The sequence below is a fragment of the Cutibacterium modestum genome (genome assembly GCF_008326345.1).
Classification (GTDB): domain Bacteria; phylum Actinomycetota; class Actinomycetes; order Propionibacteriales; family Propionibacteriaceae; genus Cutibacterium; species Cutibacterium modestum.
The window spans coordinates 159,575-176,367 of the sequence record NZ_BJEN01000004.1 but is presented as its reverse complement, the minus strand read 5'-3'; the positions used below and the strand labels follow the sequence as shown (position 1 = coordinate 176,367).

Below are 16,793 nucleotides of genomic sequence, written 5' to 3'. Positions count from 1 at the left end.
TCGGTACTTCCTCGTATTCGTGTGCATTAACTCAGCTCGCTCGCTGCGCCCGGGCAAGCGGGGTGCGATTAGCTAGTCCGCTGGTGATGCGGTCCAGGTATACCGCGACGACGACCACCGCCAGACCGGCCTCCATACCTAGACCGATATCAACCTGCGACAGGGCTGCGACGACGTCACCGCCAAGGCCACCGGCGCCGACCATGCCTGAGAGGACGACCATGGACAGAGCCAGCATGATGACCTGATTGACACCGGCCATCACCGTCGGCATGGCTAGCGGCATCTGAATACGCCACAGGATGTGGCGGGGGCTGGCACCAAATGCGGCACCGGCTTCAACGGTTTCGGCATCGACTCCACGGATGCCCAGCTCAGTGAACCGCACTCCGGGCGGCAGGGCGAAGATGATGGTCGCGATGGCACCGGGCACCTGCCCGATGCCGAAGAGCACGATGACCGGGACTAGGTATGCCAACGAAGGCATCGTCTGCATAAAATCGAGGATCGGTTTGATGATGGCGGAGAATCGCTTCGACTTGGCCGCCCAAATACCCAATGGAATCGCCACGATGAGGGCCAGGATGACCGCGACCACCACCAAGGCGAGGGTTTGCATGGTGTTGTTCCACTGGTCCATAGCTCTCACCAGATAAAAACCAATAAGAGCAAGCAGGCCCACCTTCCAGCTGGCGCAGGCCCAGCCGATAGCGGCGAAGACCACCATCATGACCAGGTACAACGGCTTGGACAGCACCAGGTTGAGACCGTGATACATACCACCGATGACAACGTTGGTGAACGTGATGAGCCAGTCGAAGGCGTTCTGGAACCAATCGAAGAAGGTCTCGATCCAGCTACCGAGCGGAATTCGGGGGTTGGCGAAACTGAAGCCCATGGCGATTAGGCCTCCTTTTCAGTGGTTGGGGTTGGCGCGACTGTCGCGGTCGTCTGGTCAGCAGGAGGTAGTCCGACGGGGTCTCCGTCATCCTTAATGACCGGCAGCTTTCCGGTCTCCTCCAGGGAAACGACAGAGCCGTCAGAATCTTGGGACCTCGACATGGAGTCGAGCAGGGTGACGCGGGAGATGATCCCAAGGAGGTGGAAGTTCTCGTCAATGACAGCGAGGGGGACTCGCGCATCCTTGGATGGTGCGAACAGCTCAGAGAGTGGGGTGTCAACACGCACCGTCAGGATGCCACCGGTTTCCACCACGTTAGCGATGCTGTGATCTCCGCGGCGAGCAGCCTCAATGACCTCCTGGTCGCCGACCATTCCGAGCAAACGACGATGCTCGTCGACGACGAAGACGCCGGCCCAATCGTGTTGATCCATGATCCGCTGGACTCGCCGGGGATCCGCCGACCGGGAGACGACAGCCTCGGTGGGACGCATGACGGCCGATGCGGTGAGTACTCGGCTGCGATCGACGTCCTGGACGAAATCCGCAACGTAGTCGTCAGCAGGCTGGGTAAGGATCTCGTCAGAGGTACCAATCTGAGCAATACGGCCATTGCGCATCACGGCAATGTGATCGCCCAAATACATGGCCTCGTTGAGGTCGTGGGTAATGAAGATGATTGTCTTGTTGAGAGTGCCTTGCAGTTCGAGGAGCTGATCCTGCATCTCGCGACGAATAAGCGGGTCGAGGGCTGAAAAAGCCTCATCCATGAGCAGGATGTCAGTCTCGGCTGCGAGTGCGCGAGCCAGGCCGACCCTTTGCTGCATGCCACCGGAAAGCTGATGAGGGTACTTGTCCTCCCATCCTTCGAGACCGACGGTATGCAGCCATTCGTTGGCCTTCTCAAGGCGTTCCTTCTGCTTGAGCTTGCCCTGCAACTTCAGCCCGTAGGCCGCATTTTCACGCACAGTAAGGTGAGGAAGCAGCGCGAAGTGCTGAAACACCATCGAGACGTGGTCGCGACGCAGCTCCCGCAGCTGGGCGTCGTTCATGTCAGAAACAACTTTGCCGGCAACCTCAACAGTGCCCTCGGATGGGGACCACAGCCCGTTAATCATCCTGATGAGGGTGGACTTTCCGGACCCTGATAGGCCCATGACGACGAAGGTCTCTCCCTTGGCGACCTCAAAGCTCACGTCGATGACAGCCGCAGTGCCGAGAGAGGCGAGATCTTCTCGAGACTCCCCTGCCTTGAGTCTTTCGATCACTTGTCGCTCGTGTTTACCGAAAACCTTGTACAGGTGGGATGCTCGAACTAAATCCACGTCGTACGGCACCTTTCGTATGGACGATTGGGGAATAACTCAGGCGGCGTAATAAACACCACGTCCTCACGTTACGGCGACATCGGGCACCGAAATGGCGAGCCAATATCAGCGCAATTCGACCATTTAATAGTATCACGCTATATCGTCACCTGCAAATGCGAATATCTATAGTTATGTAACTCGAATTATTGTGGAACATTTACAACAATGGCATAAACAGGTGCTCATGTGCGGGGAATACCGACTGGCGTGCCGAGAATCACTTCGACCGAGAATATGCAGCTAAGGGCATCATGGCGCGCTCTACCCAGAGTGGCACGACAAGGCCATTAAGCCAGAACGCATAGTGCGCGACTCTGACCATCTTTCTCATCATCGGGACAATAAAGGGCCAGCAATTCACCAGTTCCCGCAATCATTGCGGTCGCTTTTGATGGCACGGTGAAATTTAAACGCCGACCCACTCGAATGGCAGCTTCCTGGTCCGCAGTGACATGGACGACAGGGAAACTGAGTGCAGCAGCCTCAGCCATTGTTATGGGGGTGGGAGTAACGGCGTCCTCAGCGAAAATATCTGCGCAAGCAGCCGTAAGAGCGAAAGGACCGACGCGGGTACGGCGCAGGGCAGTGAGATGCCCCCCGACTCCCAGATCTGTCCCGACGTCACGGGCCAGCGCCCGCACGTAGGTTCCCGAGGAGCACGTGACCTCGACGTCGACGTCAACAACCTCACCCTGCCGTCGAATATCAGTAGCCTCAAATAGAGAAACGGTGACAGCGCGCGGTTGCAAGACGACGTCCTCGCCAGCACGTACCTTGGCGTAGGCCCGCTGGCCGTCGACCTTGATCGCGCTGACAGCGGTGGGAACCTGCTGAATCTCCCCGACCTGACGCGACATCGCGGCACGGATGGCCTCGTCGTCGATCGCAGAGGCGTCGGTAGTCGCAGTAACATCGCCCTCGGCGTCGTCGGTGACAGTGCTCACCCCCAGCCTCATAGTGGCGATGTAGTCCTTGTCGTGCAAAGCCAGGTGCCCCAACAGTCGAGTCGCACGATTCACCCCGACGACGAGGACGCCACTGGCCATCGGGTCGAGGGTTCCGGCGTGGCCGACCTTGCGAGTTCCTAAAAGGCGACGCACCCGCCCCACAACCTGGTGAGAGGTCGGGCCAGCAGGCTTGTTAACGACCAGAATCCCCGACGGCACATTGGGATTGGCTTTCATCGACCAGCCTCACGACGAGCCGACGCCACGTCACTCGTCATCGTCGCGGTGCCGGTAAGGATCCGTCTCACCAGCAGGCATAGCTCCCTCGGAGCGACGCGCGATCTCAGCGTCAGAGGCAGCAGCGCGAGCCAGCGCGTCCTCGATGGACTTCGCGGTCTCGGGGGTGGCGTCGCGCACGAACGTCAGGGTCGGGGCGTAACGCAGACCAAGCCGCTTGCCGACCGTGGAGCGTAGTAACCCCTTCGCCGACTCCAGCGCAGCCGCGGTGGATGCAATTTGCTGATCGGTGCCCATAGCCGTCCAGAACAAGGTGGCATCACGCGAATCGCCAGTTAGACGCACGTCGGTGATCGTCACGAACCCCAGCCGAGGATCTTTGACGCGGCGCTCGAGGGTCTCGGCAACGACAACCCGAATCTGATCGGCCAGTTTGGCGACTCGGGGATTGGGTGGCTTCATGATCTCTCCTCGCCGTTCGTGTCCTGAACCGGGTACCTATCCTCCCACACCATACCGGCGCACGCGGCAGTAGACGTCAACGCGGTGACCCGGGTGTGTGCCATTGCAGTACTAATCCGACAGCGACTAGTCCGACCGCCACTGCCAGGCTCAACGGGTCAAAGGGGCTGTGGTCGAGCAATGCCCACCAATACGGCGTCGCCTCCGCATCCTTGGTGACGATGATCCAGCACAGCAACACGAAGATGCTTCCTGGTAGCCACGCCCATGCCACTGAAACGACGACGCTGCACACCATCGCCAGCCCCGTCACAAGCACATGGTTACGCACAAACCACAGCATCCACCACAGCGACTCAGGTGAACCATGCTGAAACAGCACCACCCATAGTGCTGGCCACACCAGCACTATCCCCGCCCATGACACGCGCATCACGCGGATGGGGACGTCAGGGAAGGCGCGTTCTCGCTGCGGGTCTGGGGAAGAAAACAGCACTGCGGCCATGAGGCCGCACACACATGAGGTTCCAAGGCCGACATCAACCGACCGACCCTCGGAGATGGGTATAGCCACGAGATCTCCGCCAAGCTGGTACGAACACACCACTCCGACAATGAGATAGATGACTACGACGGCCACGCCCCCGACTGCGCAGGAACCACCCAAAGGCGGCGACGCGGCCCATCATTCGCATGCCCTTGCCGACGACACCATGGAGCGTAACGATGAGGGATCGAGGCGTTGGCCATCCATAACCGACGCCAGCGCGTCGTCGAGGACTCCGACGGCCCCGTCGCACTGTGTAGTAGGAGACGTGGTGACCCCCAACATGTTGTCCGCCAGCAAAGGTTGGTTGAGGTATGTAGCCCATTCATGTGGCGACGACGAGGTGGACACCGCCATCAACACAGGCATGCGCCCGGACTGTCCCGGTGCTCCCTGAGGGCTATAGAGAAGTGGTCGGTGAGCACCACTAGCGTGCAACAGATTATCCACACGACCCATCGCCGTCGCGTACTCCTCTAGCCGCCAGGACATGTCGCCGGAGACGCACGCCAGTGATCCGTGCCTACCGACCTCACGGCACCGCCAATCCCCGGAGGACTCCCAGACATTCTCCAGCTTGGTGACGGCCATTGAAGCCACAACAACCGCTGCCACAAGGACCCCGGCACACACCCACTGCCACCAGTGGCCGGCTGCTGGGGCCGTCACGATAGTGACAAGCAGCAATGAGGTGACGATGACGGCGAAATCGAGGCCAGCCCACAATGCAATAGCTCCCCACCCGAGATGGTCGGGAGTTCCGTCGATCGCTGCTGGTCCGGACCAACCGATGAGCACGTTACTGACGGCGGGGACCCTCGCTATCAGGGCATAGACGGCCACTCCGCCAACCACGGCGAGAAGGTAGGACCCGGCCGTCACCCCCAGTACGGTGCCGAATGTCAGGGACGCCAAAACGGCCAGGGCTGTGAGCAGCGGACCCACCACAAATCGCGAATCAGGATACCCCGCAGCCACCAGCGCAAAGATCCCAGTCGTTGCTAACGCCGCAATGATAACGACGGCTCCGATACCGGCAATCCACAGTGCAATGATCGTGGCAAGAGCGCAACGGGGCCAGCCGTGGGAAGTTCGGACGACTCCGCTACGACGAAGACGAGCGCCGTAGGCGATACCGGCAGCGCAGCACAAAGGAGACAAAATGACCGTGGCCACCGACAGGTTTCCGGTGGACAAGGCGAAGGATTTCCAGGCGTGTGGGTACGTGTGCAGCAGGCCTGCGGTGGCGGCGAGCCACACCACAGCAATTCCAAGCCCCCACAGCGCGGACTGACGCAGGACCGTCCTCATCGCGGGTCTCTATCGTGTGTCGGCTTTCCTGCCAGTGACGACTGACGTACCTGTGCCCCGTGCTCCTGTGTCAGACGCAGATAGGCGCGTTCGGCCGTCGATAGGTGATCGTCAGCCTCGGGCTCTCCTGCTGCCGCCATCAACCCGGACAGCGAACCACTCCACGTGATCCGACCGGCGCCGACGAGGTGGACCTGGTCGGAGGCCAGAGCCACGTCGTCCATGAGATGAGTAGACAAGACGACGACTCGTGAGGCCGCCTGCTCGACGACGTGACACCGGAAAGCGATGCGCTCCCCTGGGTCCAGGCCGACGGTGGGCTCGTCAAGGATGAGTACCTCGGGGTCATGCACCAGCGCTGCCGCCAGAAAGACCCGACGCTTCTGGCCGCCCGACAGGGTTCCGATGGGCTGATGGGCAAATTCATCGATGTTCAGATCGGACATGACGTCTCGGCATCTGTGCCCGACCTGCTTGAACGATACTCGATACATACGCGCGCAGAATGCGAGGAAATCCTCGACCGGCCACGACGGCGACCACGAGCATTCCTGGGGGACATATCCCACATGCGACCGATATCGTGAATACTCACCGCTCCGCGCGATCACCTGATCATTTCGACGCAACGTTCCGAGTTTCGGTGTGGTGATTCCTGTAAGTACGCCAAGCATGGTCGTCTTGCCTGCGCCGTTCGGGCCGATGAGGGCACTCACACCGATGGGAAAAGACACCGATACTGGGCCGAGTTGCCAGCCAGAGCGATATTGGACCACCACATCGTCAAGACCTACTGTGCTCACATTCACCAATTCACCCCAGAACTGCACGAATCACGTTGAAGTACTCGATCTACGCACAACTTGGACGAGCGCCGCCAACCACCCCTAGCGTCACGACCGATATTGATTTTGGCATCAGCAATCCAAGAATTTGCAGTTCCACGAAGCAAACGCCCAGTAGCCCCTGAAGCGGCCGTTCTTGATACCTTTGGAATACAATTTCCTCCCGGCATAGGCTGACAATGATACCGAAGCGCCGATGTATCGATTTTACCATACCCACCCCGATCAGTCCTACTACGATTTAGAGGCACTGAATGTATATTCAGCTTTGGAATGCCACACGCCATCAGATGACATCATCGCATTTCGATAACCACGCGTCTTCCCTGAAACCTTCATTGATCCACCGGACACCGATAGGCTTTTCCATGCCGTCATTGGAATTGGCCTTATAGTATCCGCAAGAACCGGTGTAGCGAACCACACTCCTGTTACGAGTAGAGTTGCTCCAGCTAGTAACGTCTTGATACGCCTACTCATCTCGCTGACCATCTGACTCATCCAAGATGCCCGCTTAATGACTCACTAGCGAGAGAGTCTGCTGTGTCTACCATCAGCAATCGATTCCAGGTGGGCATCGCAGCCACTAGGTCGTCCAATCTCATTCGCGAACGACGAAAACAACTACACGAATCGCTCTGTCTATCCGACAACACATCAGGCTAAGTTCTTGGTGTCCGGTCAGACGATGGCGTCGCAAGGGAAGTAAGCATGAGTCGGGAAGCCCTTATTCTTCGGCACTTGGAGACCTCCTTGACCGAGGAACCCACTGTATTTGCCACACACTTAGGTGTCAGCCAACGAACTGTTGAGAACGCGGTTTCTCGGCTCAACACCCTATTCGGCGGCGCGGCTTCCGTGCGTCTTGTCAACGGCCGGTACCGGTTGTACATCGTTGACGTCCACAGGTACGGGCGCATTCGCGAGCAGGTACTTCATCGTGAAGAGTTACTCAATGACCCTTTGTACAGGTGTGGACAAGTCTACGCAAGGCTGCTTAGCGCCACCCATCCTGTCCGGATCGACGATCTCGCGCGCGACCTCAGCGTGTCTCGCTCGACCCTCAACACGGACCTCACCACGCTGCGTGAGCTGCTAGCACGGCACGACGTCTCGATTGAGGGTCGTCCGAACAGCGGACTCACGCTGCAGGGCAACGAGTACAACCTCCGAATGGCCGCCCTGACACACTTTTCGGCAGAATTGTGCGGTCCCGACGAACTCAGATGGGATATCAGTGCCGCCGCAGATGAGGTCTGCGAGTCATGGCACCTCAACCGGCCTTCGCGAACCAACATCCTCAGCTGGCTTAAGCTCACCTTGGATCGCCTCCGACTCGGTCACCCTATCGCCGGCCTGCCTTCTGAATTCGACGAGTTGCGCTCCAGCGCTGTGCACGCGTTCGCCGAAGACTTGCTGTTAGCCACCACAAACCCCTACAACATCACTTACGTTCCAGAGGAGTCACTGTTCCTGGCCGTCGCTGCAGCGAGCATGCGCACTCCCGATGCCCCTGAAGGCCGGGAACTATTCCCAACGTCGCGTGACATTCCCCAACTTGTAGACGACATTTTTGAACGCATCCGAGATGTCATGGGTATTGACGTCTCGGCCAGTGATCTCATGGACGAGTTCAGCCACCATTTGTCATTCATGTTGGCAAGGATGAGATTCCGTGTCGAAGTCGACGCAGAAGCAGTAGCCGACATTAGTCGTCAGTACCCCGTCGCTCACCAGATGGCGCTGATCAGCCGTGAGGTTTTGGAAGAACGGACTGGGTTGGACATCTCGGATTCTGAGGTTGGGCTCATGACCAGCTACTTCGAAGTGTTCCTCAACACTCACCAACGCCAGCAGTCCTCTCAACTCCATGTAGCTGTCGTGAGCGGCAGCGGACGAGTCTCAGGTCACCTGCTGCGGGCTCAACTTAGCCATGTGCTTCCCGACAGCACGGAATATCTCGTCATGACCAGAGACGACATCGCCCCAGGGACATTTCAGAACATTGATCTTGTCGTGTCCACTCCCGACATCGCCCACGATCTCACCAGCAATGACATGCCGCCCGTTATCGAACTCGGCCAGGGATTCGACGAAACTGAGCTGATTCACAAGCTGTCTCTCTTACGGCTTCACCATGACGTCGATATTGCCCTTGCGGGTGCCGGCCCCTCCCTCATCGCCACTCTCCTGGACCCGCACCGGTTTGTGCCTCTCCCGCCTGGCACCTCGTACTGGAGTGCGACCGAGGCACTTCTCGAACGGCTAGAAGTTCTCGGATTGACCACGCCCGCGTTCCGCGAGGCATTGGTCGACCGCGAGCGAAACGCTTCGATGCTGCTTGACGACAAGATCGGGTTTCCGCACACCACCGTTCCCGGATCCGATCACATTGTGCTCGCCATGGCAGTCATCCCACGACACCACGGCGAGCCCGGCCCGCGAGCCGTGATTGTCATGGGCGTCCCAGACAAGACGGAATACAATGACACCATCCTCATCGATGTGTACGACGAAATCATTCGCCTCAGGGCCGACCCAGATCTCCTTGACAATCTGAGCCACCTAACAAGTCATGAACAGCTGTTCTGGCTTCTGACCGACCACCTGCCCCAGCCTCCTTCACAGCTTCGCCGGACACCCGGCCCCCAATTCCAAACCACCTGATCGAAGGGACCAGCCATGTTCTGGACCGTCCTTATCGCCCTCACCGTCATCTATGCGGCAAACACAGCGCTTGCCACGCAACAAATGAAGCAATTTTCGGCCTCATACTCGACCCTGCGCAGCCGGGGAAAGGTTGCAATCGGAAAGCAGAAGAACGCTTTCACCTCTGGATCCATCGTCATACTGCTGATCGACGAGGAAGGAATCATCCAGGACGGTCGCAAGATAACCGGAATCACGGTGTTCTCGTCATTCCATCAATTCACCGACCTCAATGGGATGACCCTCGCTAACGTCAATCCAGCGACAATCCGTGGCGCGCGTAGCTTCCGAAACGCAGTGGGAAACGAAAAACAACTACCTCACGATCATCAGCGGAGGAGTACCGGTTGAACCTCTTACCCCACTCATGAAGCTCATCGACCGCTTGGACATGCGTATCGGACGGCACGACGACGGACGTCGCACCTCCAAGATCCTATTGCAACGCGAAGAACGAGCCGCCTGACAACGTACGCCGAAACCGCGCCAAATACTTCAGACCAAGCAACTACGCGCTGATCGATCTCGGCTGGCGCCCCAGCGCGCCCTCATCGCCCGAGAGCCGCGTTCAACAACCCCGAAAGGACAAGACCATGCACTACCTCGTGCTGGCCGCCGAATGGTTCGTCGGCCTGTTCCAAGAAGGTGCGAAAACCTTCGTCGGATGGATGGGAAGCATTGTGCCGCTCGTACTCATGCTTCTCGTCGCAATGAACTCCCTCATCCAACTCATCGGTGAGGACCGCATCAACAAGTTCGCTGAGAAGGCGGGAGGTAATCCCTTCAGCCGCTACCTCGCGCTTCCATTCCTGGGGTCCTTCATGCTGTGCAACCCGATGGTGCACTCATTAGGTCGGTTCCTCCCCGAGCGTTACAAGCCCAGCTACTACGCCTCAGCCGCCCAATTCTGTCACACGAGCAATGGCTTGTTTCCGCATATCAACCCCGCGGAACTCTTCATCTGGCTAGGTATCGCTCAGGGAATTACCAAACTCGGCTTGCCAACCGGACCACTCGCAATCCGATACCTACTCGTCGGCCTCGGGCTCAACTTCGTCGGTGGCTGGATCACGGACCTCACTACGTCATATGTCAGCAAACAGCAGGGCGTAGTCCTGCCGAACACGATGTCCGGCACGATCGTCCGCACCGCTGCGAAGGAGGCCTAAACGATGACGGAATACCACAGCGTTACCGTTTCTCGCGGCAATGGAGGCTTCGGCGGTCCACTCACCATTACACCTACCCCCGAGAAACACAAGATCGTCTACATCGTCGGCGGAGGTATGAGGCCACCGGTCGTCGACCGGATAGTCGAACTCTCTGGTGCAGAACCAGTTAATGGATTCAACACTTCGGTTCCTGATGAGGAAACCATGGCGGTTGTCATCGATTGCGGAGGAACCCTCAGATGCGGGATTTATCCTCGCAAAGGTATTCCCACCATCAATGTCGTGCCTACAGGAAAGTCGGGTCCATTGGCGCACTACATTAACGAGTCAATCTACGTCTCTGCAGTGGGAGCGGATCAGGTCACCCAGGTCGACGGCCCCGCACCAGATGCGGTGAGCCAAGCAGTCACATCGGGGGCAGAGCAATCACACGACACCGCAAGGACGGGAACCACAGGAACAGTTCAGGGCAACTGGTCGACCGACAAGAAGATCAGCGAAACCGTCGCCGCAAAAAAGAACAAGACCGTCATGGAGAAGATTGGGCTTGGTGCGGGCCGAGTCATCTCGATCTTCTACCAAGCTGCCCGCGACGCGGTTCAGGCAATGCTGAACACAGTTATCCCTTTCATGGCTTTCGTAGCCATGCTCATCGGCATCATCAACGCTTTTGGATTCGGCAACTGGTTCACGAAACTGCTCGTGCCCCTAGCCGGGTCCGGCATCGGACTCATCGTCCTCGGACTAATCTGCTCCCTGCCATTCCTCTCCCCGCTACTTGGCCCCGGCGCCGTCATCGGCCAGATCATCGGTACTTTGATCGGCGTCGAGATCGGAAAGGGTAACATCCACCCGAGTCTCGCGCTCCCGGCTCTATTCGCCATCAACACCCAAAATGCATGCGATTTCATTCCTGTCGGCCTTGGTTTGGCGGAAGCTCAGCCAGAGACTGTCGAGGTTGGCGTCCCCAGTGTCCTGTATTCACGCTTCCTCAACGGTGTTCCTCGCGTCGCTATTGCTTGGCTGGCAAGCATTGGCCTGTACGCATCATGACCTCGACTAACAGGAGACCCTGATCATGGCAATCATCTACAGCACATCCGTCACGTCAATCGGCTCTGAGGCTGCATCCTTTCTCACAGAGAAAATGCTCGTGACTTTCGGTGCCAACGCTCCGGAGGAACTGCGTGACTATTGTTACGTCCTCGGCGCCGCAACCAGCTCAGGGCCCATCCTCCCAGGCAGCAAAGCGGTCATTGATGGCACGAGCATGACCATCACCGCAATCGGTGAGGTAGCCCAGAAGAACCTCGACGCTTTAGGCCACGTCACCCTAGTGTTCGATGGAGCCGACACCCCGCGAATGGATGGAGCCATCCATCTGCTCGTCGATGGCACGTCAATGCCCAATCTTCACGCGGGCAGCACCTTCGTCGTCGAGAACTCATGATCCGATCACTCGTATCGGTCGGCCTCCAAGCCAGTATTCACGCACGTGTCGCTGCTCAAGTCGTCCTCATCGCGTCGCGGTTCCGATCAAGTGCCTACGTTCGGTCATCTGGTGGAACAGCGAGCCTCACGCAACTCGCTGACCTGCTGGCTCTCGACATCGACGCGAACGACACAATCGAGATCCTCGTCGACGGATCTGACGAGGTGATGGCTCTAGAGGCACTCACCTCATTCCTGGAAAACGCAACTCCCACGAAAGGACACCCTTATCATGAGGGACACGATCATTGAGGCAGCTCTGACTAGCGCTCGCGACACAGACACCGTCGTAATAGGACGCGGTGCCGTGGCACGCACAGGAAAGGCAATTCGCGACGCGATGGACACCTCGACCGATTGTGAAATGAGGCCCGCCATGATCGTCGCTGATGACTGTACCTGGCACGTCGCTGGTAACAAAGTGACGGCCGCGCTTGCCGAGGCCCGAATTCCAGTCGTCGAGCCACTCGTGTTCCCTGCGACGCCGACGCTGTACGCGTCGCTCGACAATGCCAACCGCATTGCCAAGGTGTTGCGCGACCGAGACTTCCAGCGAGGCGTCACGGTAATTCCTGTGGCAGTCGGGTCAGGAACGATCAACGATCTAACCAAGCTCGCAGCACGTGACCTTGGCCGAAGGTACGCGGTTGTAGGAACCGCGGCGTCGATGGACGGGTACACGGGGGCCGGCGCACCAATTAGCGATAACGGTGTCAAGATCACGATGAATTGCGTTGCGCCGCAGGTGGTCGTGTTCGACCTCGACCTGGCAGCGAATGCGCCAAGCCCCATGAGTGCATCCGGATTCGGTGACCTCAGCGCGAAGATACCTGGTGGCGCCGATTGGCTCATCGCTGACGCTGCCGGCGTCGAATCCATTGATGAGGACGTCTGGACGCTGGTGCAGTCAGGGGTCCATGAAGCCTTGTCTCGACCCGCAGATCTCGCGGCGGGCGTGCCTGAAGCGTACGAGGGCCTCGTCAAGGGGCTTATCTTGTCTGGCTTGGCCATGCAGGTGTATGACGGCACGCGGCCCGCATCCGGTGCAGAGCATTACTTCTCACACATCTGGGAACTGGCTCACGTCGGCGCCAAGCTGGACCCGCCCTTGTCTCACGGGTTCAAGGTAGCGATCGGGACCTTGGCAATGCTCACCTTTTACGAGAAATTCCTCGACCGTGACCCCGCCACAATCGACATCGACGCAGCGGTCGCAAAGTGGCCGACGTGGGACGTCGTTGAGGCCGACATCCGCCACACCTTCGACGGAGCGCTAGCCGATCATGCGGTGAAGGAAACCCGGGTCAAATTCGTCGACCGAGATTGGCCTCCGTGGGCGGCTGGACCGCTTTGTGTCGAGATGGCCGGAAATAGCAGACCGAGTTCGGGCACAGCTAGTGCCTGCAGATGAGTTGGCCGAGCAGCTCCGACTCGCAGGTGCTCCGTCCCGTCCCGAGGACATCGGCCTCACCGCACAAGATATTAAGGCGAGCTTTCCGAAAGCCATGTACTACCGGTCGCGTTACACTGTCCTCGATGTCGCCCGAGAGGCGGCATGGTTCGACGACCTCGTCTCCGATGTCTTCGCTCCAGGCGGCCTGTGGACCTAATCTTTAGCGACGACGCTTTCATTGTCGTCCCCGAATCGGCTTAGTATTTCAGGGACGACGACGTTTCTCCCGGGCCTACAACATGACTATGGCTTCATCGAGCGGAGGGTTGCCCCTGGCCACGCACAGGATGGCTGCACTCACAGTGGTCTCCCCAGCAGCGCAGCGCCTCACCATTTTGCCACTGCTTCAGCAAGACGTAGGGCCCCGCGGATCCACGATTCACGGGGCCCAAACAGACGAATCAGGCTCAGTCGCGAGGCTTCTCAACCATCTCGTAGCACTGGATCTCGTCACCCACGTGGATGTCGGAGTAGTTGGTCAACGTTAGACCGCACTCGTAACCCTCACGGACCTCAGTAACAGCGTCCTTCTCACGCTGCAACGTGTTGATCTCGGTCTCCTGAACCACCACGCCGTCGCGCACCAGGCGGGCCTTGGCGTGACGACGAATGATGCCGTCGGTAATCATGCAGCCCGCGATCGTTCCAACCTTGGAGGAGCGGAAGATCTGGCGGATCTCCGCGGTGCCCATCGCCTTCTCCTCATAGATCGGCTTGAGCATGCCTCGCAGGGCGGACTCGATCTCGTCGATGGCGTCGTAGATGACCGAGTAGTAGCGGATGTCGACGTTCTCCTCGTCGGCCATGCGCTGAGCATGGGCGGTCGGGCGAACGTTGAAGCCCACAATGACGGCGTTGGATGCAGCAGCCAGCGAGACATTGGTCTCGGTAATGGCACCGACGCCGCGGTCAATGACACGCAGGTCGACCTCGTCACCCACATCGATCTTGGCCAGGGCATCCTCGAGCGCCTCGACTGAGCCAGCGCCGTCACCCTTGAGGATGAGCAGCAGCTCCTCGGTCTCGCCCTTCTCCAACTGCTCGAACAGCTGGTCGAGGGTCTTGCGACGCGACGACTTGGCCTGCTGGGCGGCACGCATGCGGGCCTCACGCTTTTCAGCGATCTGACGCGCCTTGCGGTCGTCGTCAACAACGAGGAAGCTGTCGCCAGCGCCGGGCACAGAGGTCAAACCAAGGACCTGCACCGGAGTAGCCGGAGCAGCCTCATCAACGCTCTCGCCCTGATCGTTGACCATGGCGCGCACACGTCCATAGGAGGACCCGGCGACGATGGAGTCGCCGATGTGCAAGGTGCCGCGCTGAATCAGCGCGGTGGCCACCGGACCACGTCCCTTATCGAGGTGGGCCTCAATGGCAACACCCTGAGCGGCCATATCGGGATTGGCACGCAAATCAAGAGCTGCGTCGGCAGTCAGCACGATCGCCTCGAGGAGATCGTCAAGACCTTCATGGGTACGAGCAGAGACGTTGACGAACATCGTGTCACCGCCGTACTCCTCAGGTACCAAGCCGTACTCGGTGAGCTGTCCACGGACCTTGTCTGGATCGGAGTCTGGCTTATCGATCTTGTTGACGGCGACAACGATCGGCACATCAGCAGCCTTTGCGTGGTTCAAGGCCTCGACAGTCTGCGGCATCACACCGTCATCAGCAGCCACGACCAACACCGCGATATCAGTGGACTGGGCGCCGCGAGCACGCATGGCCGTAAACGCCTCGTGACCAGGGGTGTCGATGAAGGTGATGGCGCGCTCGGCGTCGTCAACCTCGGTCTCGACCTGATAAGCACCGATGGCCTGGGTGATGCCACCGGCCTCACCTTCGACCACGTGGGTATGGCGCAAGGCATCCAACAGCTTGGTCTTGCCGTGGTCAACGTGACCCATGACGGTAACAACCGGGGGACGTGCAACGAGGTCAGACTCGTCGCCTTCGTCTTCACCGAACTCAAGATCGAAGGACTCCAGCAGCTCACGGTCCTCGTCTTCCGGGGACACGACCTGGATCTGGTAGTTGAGCTCGCCGCCCAGGATCTCCAGGGTATCGTCGGACACCGACTGGGTAGCCGTAACCATCTCACCCAGGTTGAACAGCACCTGCACCAGCTGTGCCGGCTCGGCGTTGATCTTTTCGGCCAAATCTGTCAGCGAGGCACCACGACGCAGCCGGATGGTCTCGCCGTTGCCTTTGTGGACGCGCACACCTCCGACCAGCGGTGCCTGCATCTCATCAAACTCTTGCCTGCGCTGCTTGCGGGACTTGCGACCTCGACGGCCACCACCGCGCCCGAAAGCACCCTGGGTGCCGCGACCACCGCGGCCAGCGCGCCCGCCGCCGATGGGACCGCGAGGCCCACCGCCGAAGCCGCCACCAAAACCGCCACCGCGAGATCCACCACGATTACGGCCGCCGCCACGTCCGCCTCGGTCAGTGGTGGCCTGACCGATCTGCGAGGACTGGTGTTTCGGCATCATGGCCGGGTTCGGGCGTGGCATGCCGGAACCGCCACGCGATCCCTGGCTACCGCCCGGACGCGGCATACGCTCGCCCTGACCGGAACGCGGGGCTCCACCGGAACGCTGTCCGCCCTCAGATCGATGACGACCTTGCCCCATTCCCTGGCTGGATGCGAACGGATTATTACCGGGACGCGGAGCGCTAGTACGGCGACCGGCACCCGGACGCGGGCCGGGACGCGCACCGGAAGGCAATCCACCGGATCCACCCGGTCGCGGGCCCGGGCGGGCACCCGGCTTCGGGGACTTCGATGGTGCGCCAGGCTTCGGCTTCGGGGTCGGAGCATGGGGCTTGGGAGCATTCTGGCCGGGTTTGAGAGCCGGCTTGGGCTCCGGCTTCGATGCGGGAGGCTCTTGCTGGGAGGAGTCACCGGAAGACTTCATGAGACCCGGACGTGGCGTCGCGCTGGTACGCGCGGCAGAACTGCGACCAGGCTTCGGGCCACCACTGGGGCCAGGGCGCGGACCAGGCGCAGGTTTCGGCCCAGGGCCCGGCTTCGGCCCGGGGGTCGACTTAGTCGATGTGGTCTCCTTGGAAGTTTTTTTAGAAGATGCCTGCGGTTGACGAGCCTCAGGCTTCGCGGGTTTAGCGTCACCGACCGGTTCGGCGGAACCGATCTGGTCACGCAACCTCCGTACAACTGGTGCCTCAATAGTTGAGGAAGCCGAACGGACGAACTCGCCCATATCGTTGAGCTTCCCCAGAAGCTGCTTGCTTGACAGTCCGAGCTCTTTCGCAAGCTCATAGACGCGGACCTTGGCCACTACTCTCCTTCGGACCCGGCCGCGATGGACCTGGGCCTAGTTGTTG

At 59.6% G+C, this 16,793-nt stretch carries 15 protein-coding genes and 1 pseudogene; 8 read left to right on the top strand and 8 right to left on the bottom strand.

Annotation, left to right across the window (positions count from 1 at the left end; all coding sequences use genetic code 11):
* Positions 1-31 precede the first annotated feature (31 nt).
* From F1563_RS12380 to F1563_RS12350, 7 genes and pseudogenes are all read right to left on the bottom strand, one after another.
* Complete coding sequence (locus tag F1563_RS12380; protein ID WP_002526966.1) at positions 32-898, bottom strand: ABC transporter permease; 867 nt, start codon at positions 896-898, stop codon at positions 32-34.
* 5 nt (positions 899-903) lie between these two features.
* Positions 904-2,238: a quaternary amine ABC transporter ATP-binding protein gene (locus F1563_RS12375; RefSeq protein ID WP_002526967.1), complete on the bottom strand. Its 1,335-nt coding sequence runs from the start codon at positions 2,236-2,238 to the stop codon at positions 904-906.
* Between the two features lie 320 nt (positions 2,239-2,558).
* Positions 2,559-3,455 (bottom strand): tRNA pseudouridine(55) synthase TruB, encoded by an 897-nt coding sequence (truB, locus tag F1563_RS12370; protein WP_002526968.1) that lies wholly within the window; start codon positions 3,453-3,455, stop codon positions 2,559-2,561.
* Between the two features lie 30 nt (positions 3,456-3,485).
* Entirely contained in the window at positions 3,486-3,917 is a 432-nt protein-coding gene (gene rbfA / locus F1563_RS12365) for a 30S ribosome-binding factor RbfA (RefSeq protein ID WP_002526969.1), read from the bottom strand.
* A 76-nt stretch (positions 3,918-3,993) separates the two neighbouring features.
* Positions 3,994-4,606: pseudogene (locus F1563_RS12360) on the bottom strand (hypothetical protein).
* Positions 4,603-5,775 carry a hypothetical protein gene (locus tag F1563_RS12355; RefSeq protein WP_002526971.1) on the bottom strand — a complete coding sequence of 391 codons (1,173 nt, stop codon included), beginning with the start codon at positions 5,773-5,775 and terminating at the stop codon, positions 4,603-4,605. The pseudogene F1563_RS12360 and the gene F1563_RS12355 overlap by 4 nt, the downstream one beginning before the upstream one ends.
* Complete coding sequence (locus tag F1563_RS12350) at positions 5,772-6,605, bottom strand: ATP-binding cassette domain-containing protein (protein ID WP_007433519.1); 834 nt, start codon at positions 6,603-6,605, stop codon at positions 5,772-5,774. Before F1563_RS12350 ends, F1563_RS12355 begins: the two co-directional genes overlap by 4 nt.
* Positions 6,606-7,331: 726 nt before the next feature.
* Here F1563_RS12350 and F1563_RS12345 point away from each other — a divergent pair.
* The 8 genes from F1563_RS12345 to F1563_RS14465 all read left to right on the top strand — a co-directional run bounded on the left by F1563_RS12345 (position 7,332) and on the right by F1563_RS14465 (position 13,602).
* Positions 7,332-9,287: a BglG family transcription antiterminator gene (locus tag F1563_RS12345; protein ID WP_002546416.1), complete on the top strand. Its 1,956-nt coding sequence runs from the start codon at positions 7,332-7,334 to the stop codon at positions 9,285-9,287.
* Positions 9,288-9,302: 15 nt separating this feature from the next.
* A complete protein-coding gene (locus F1563_RS12340; protein WP_238330720.1) occupies positions 9,303-9,680 on the top strand; it encodes a transcriptional regulator GutM in 378 nt (125 codons plus the stop codon).
* Between the two features lie 242 nt (positions 9,681-9,922).
* Positions 9,923-10,498, top strand: a complete 576-nt coding sequence (gene srlA / locus F1563_RS12335) for a PTS glucitol/sorbitol transporter subunit IIC (RefSeq protein WP_002546418.1) — start codon at positions 9,923-9,925, stop codon at positions 10,496-10,498.
* 3 nt (positions 10,499-10,501) lie between these two features.
* Entirely contained in the window at positions 10,502-11,554 is a 1,053-nt protein-coding gene (srlE, locus tag F1563_RS12330; RefSeq protein WP_002546419.1) for a PTS glucitol/sorbitol transporter subunit IIB, read from the top strand.
* Positions 11,555-11,579: 25 nt separating this feature from the next.
* Positions 11,580-11,951 (top strand): PTS glucitol/sorbitol transporter subunit IIA, encoded by a 372-nt coding sequence (locus tag F1563_RS12325; protein WP_002546420.1) that lies wholly within the window; start codon positions 11,580-11,582, stop codon positions 11,949-11,951.
* Positions 11,948-12,244: an HPr family phosphocarrier protein gene (locus F1563_RS12320; RefSeq protein ID WP_002526975.1), complete on the top strand. Its 297-nt coding sequence runs from the start codon at positions 11,948-11,950 to the stop codon at positions 12,242-12,244. The genes F1563_RS12325 and F1563_RS12320 overlap by 4 nt, the downstream gene beginning before the upstream one ends.
* Entirely contained in the window at positions 12,225-13,403 is a 1,179-nt protein-coding gene (locus F1563_RS12315; RefSeq protein WP_002526976.1) for a sn-glycerol-1-phosphate dehydrogenase, read from the top strand. Before F1563_RS12320 ends, F1563_RS12315 begins: the two co-directional genes overlap by 20 nt.
* Entirely contained in the window at positions 13,390-13,602 is a 213-nt protein-coding gene (locus tag F1563_RS14465; RefSeq protein ID WP_002526977.1) for a hypothetical protein, read from the top strand. The genes F1563_RS12315 and F1563_RS14465 overlap by 14 nt, the downstream gene beginning before the upstream one ends.
* Before the next feature lie 250 nt (positions 13,603-13,852).
* Here F1563_RS14465 and infB read toward each other — a convergent pair whose 3' ends face one another.
* Positions 13,853-16,747, bottom strand: coding sequence for a translation initiation factor IF-2 (gene infB / locus F1563_RS12310; protein WP_036958258.1), 2,895 nt, complete (start codon positions 16,745-16,747; stop codon positions 13,853-13,855).
* Positions 16,748-16,793: the final 46 nt, after the last annotated feature.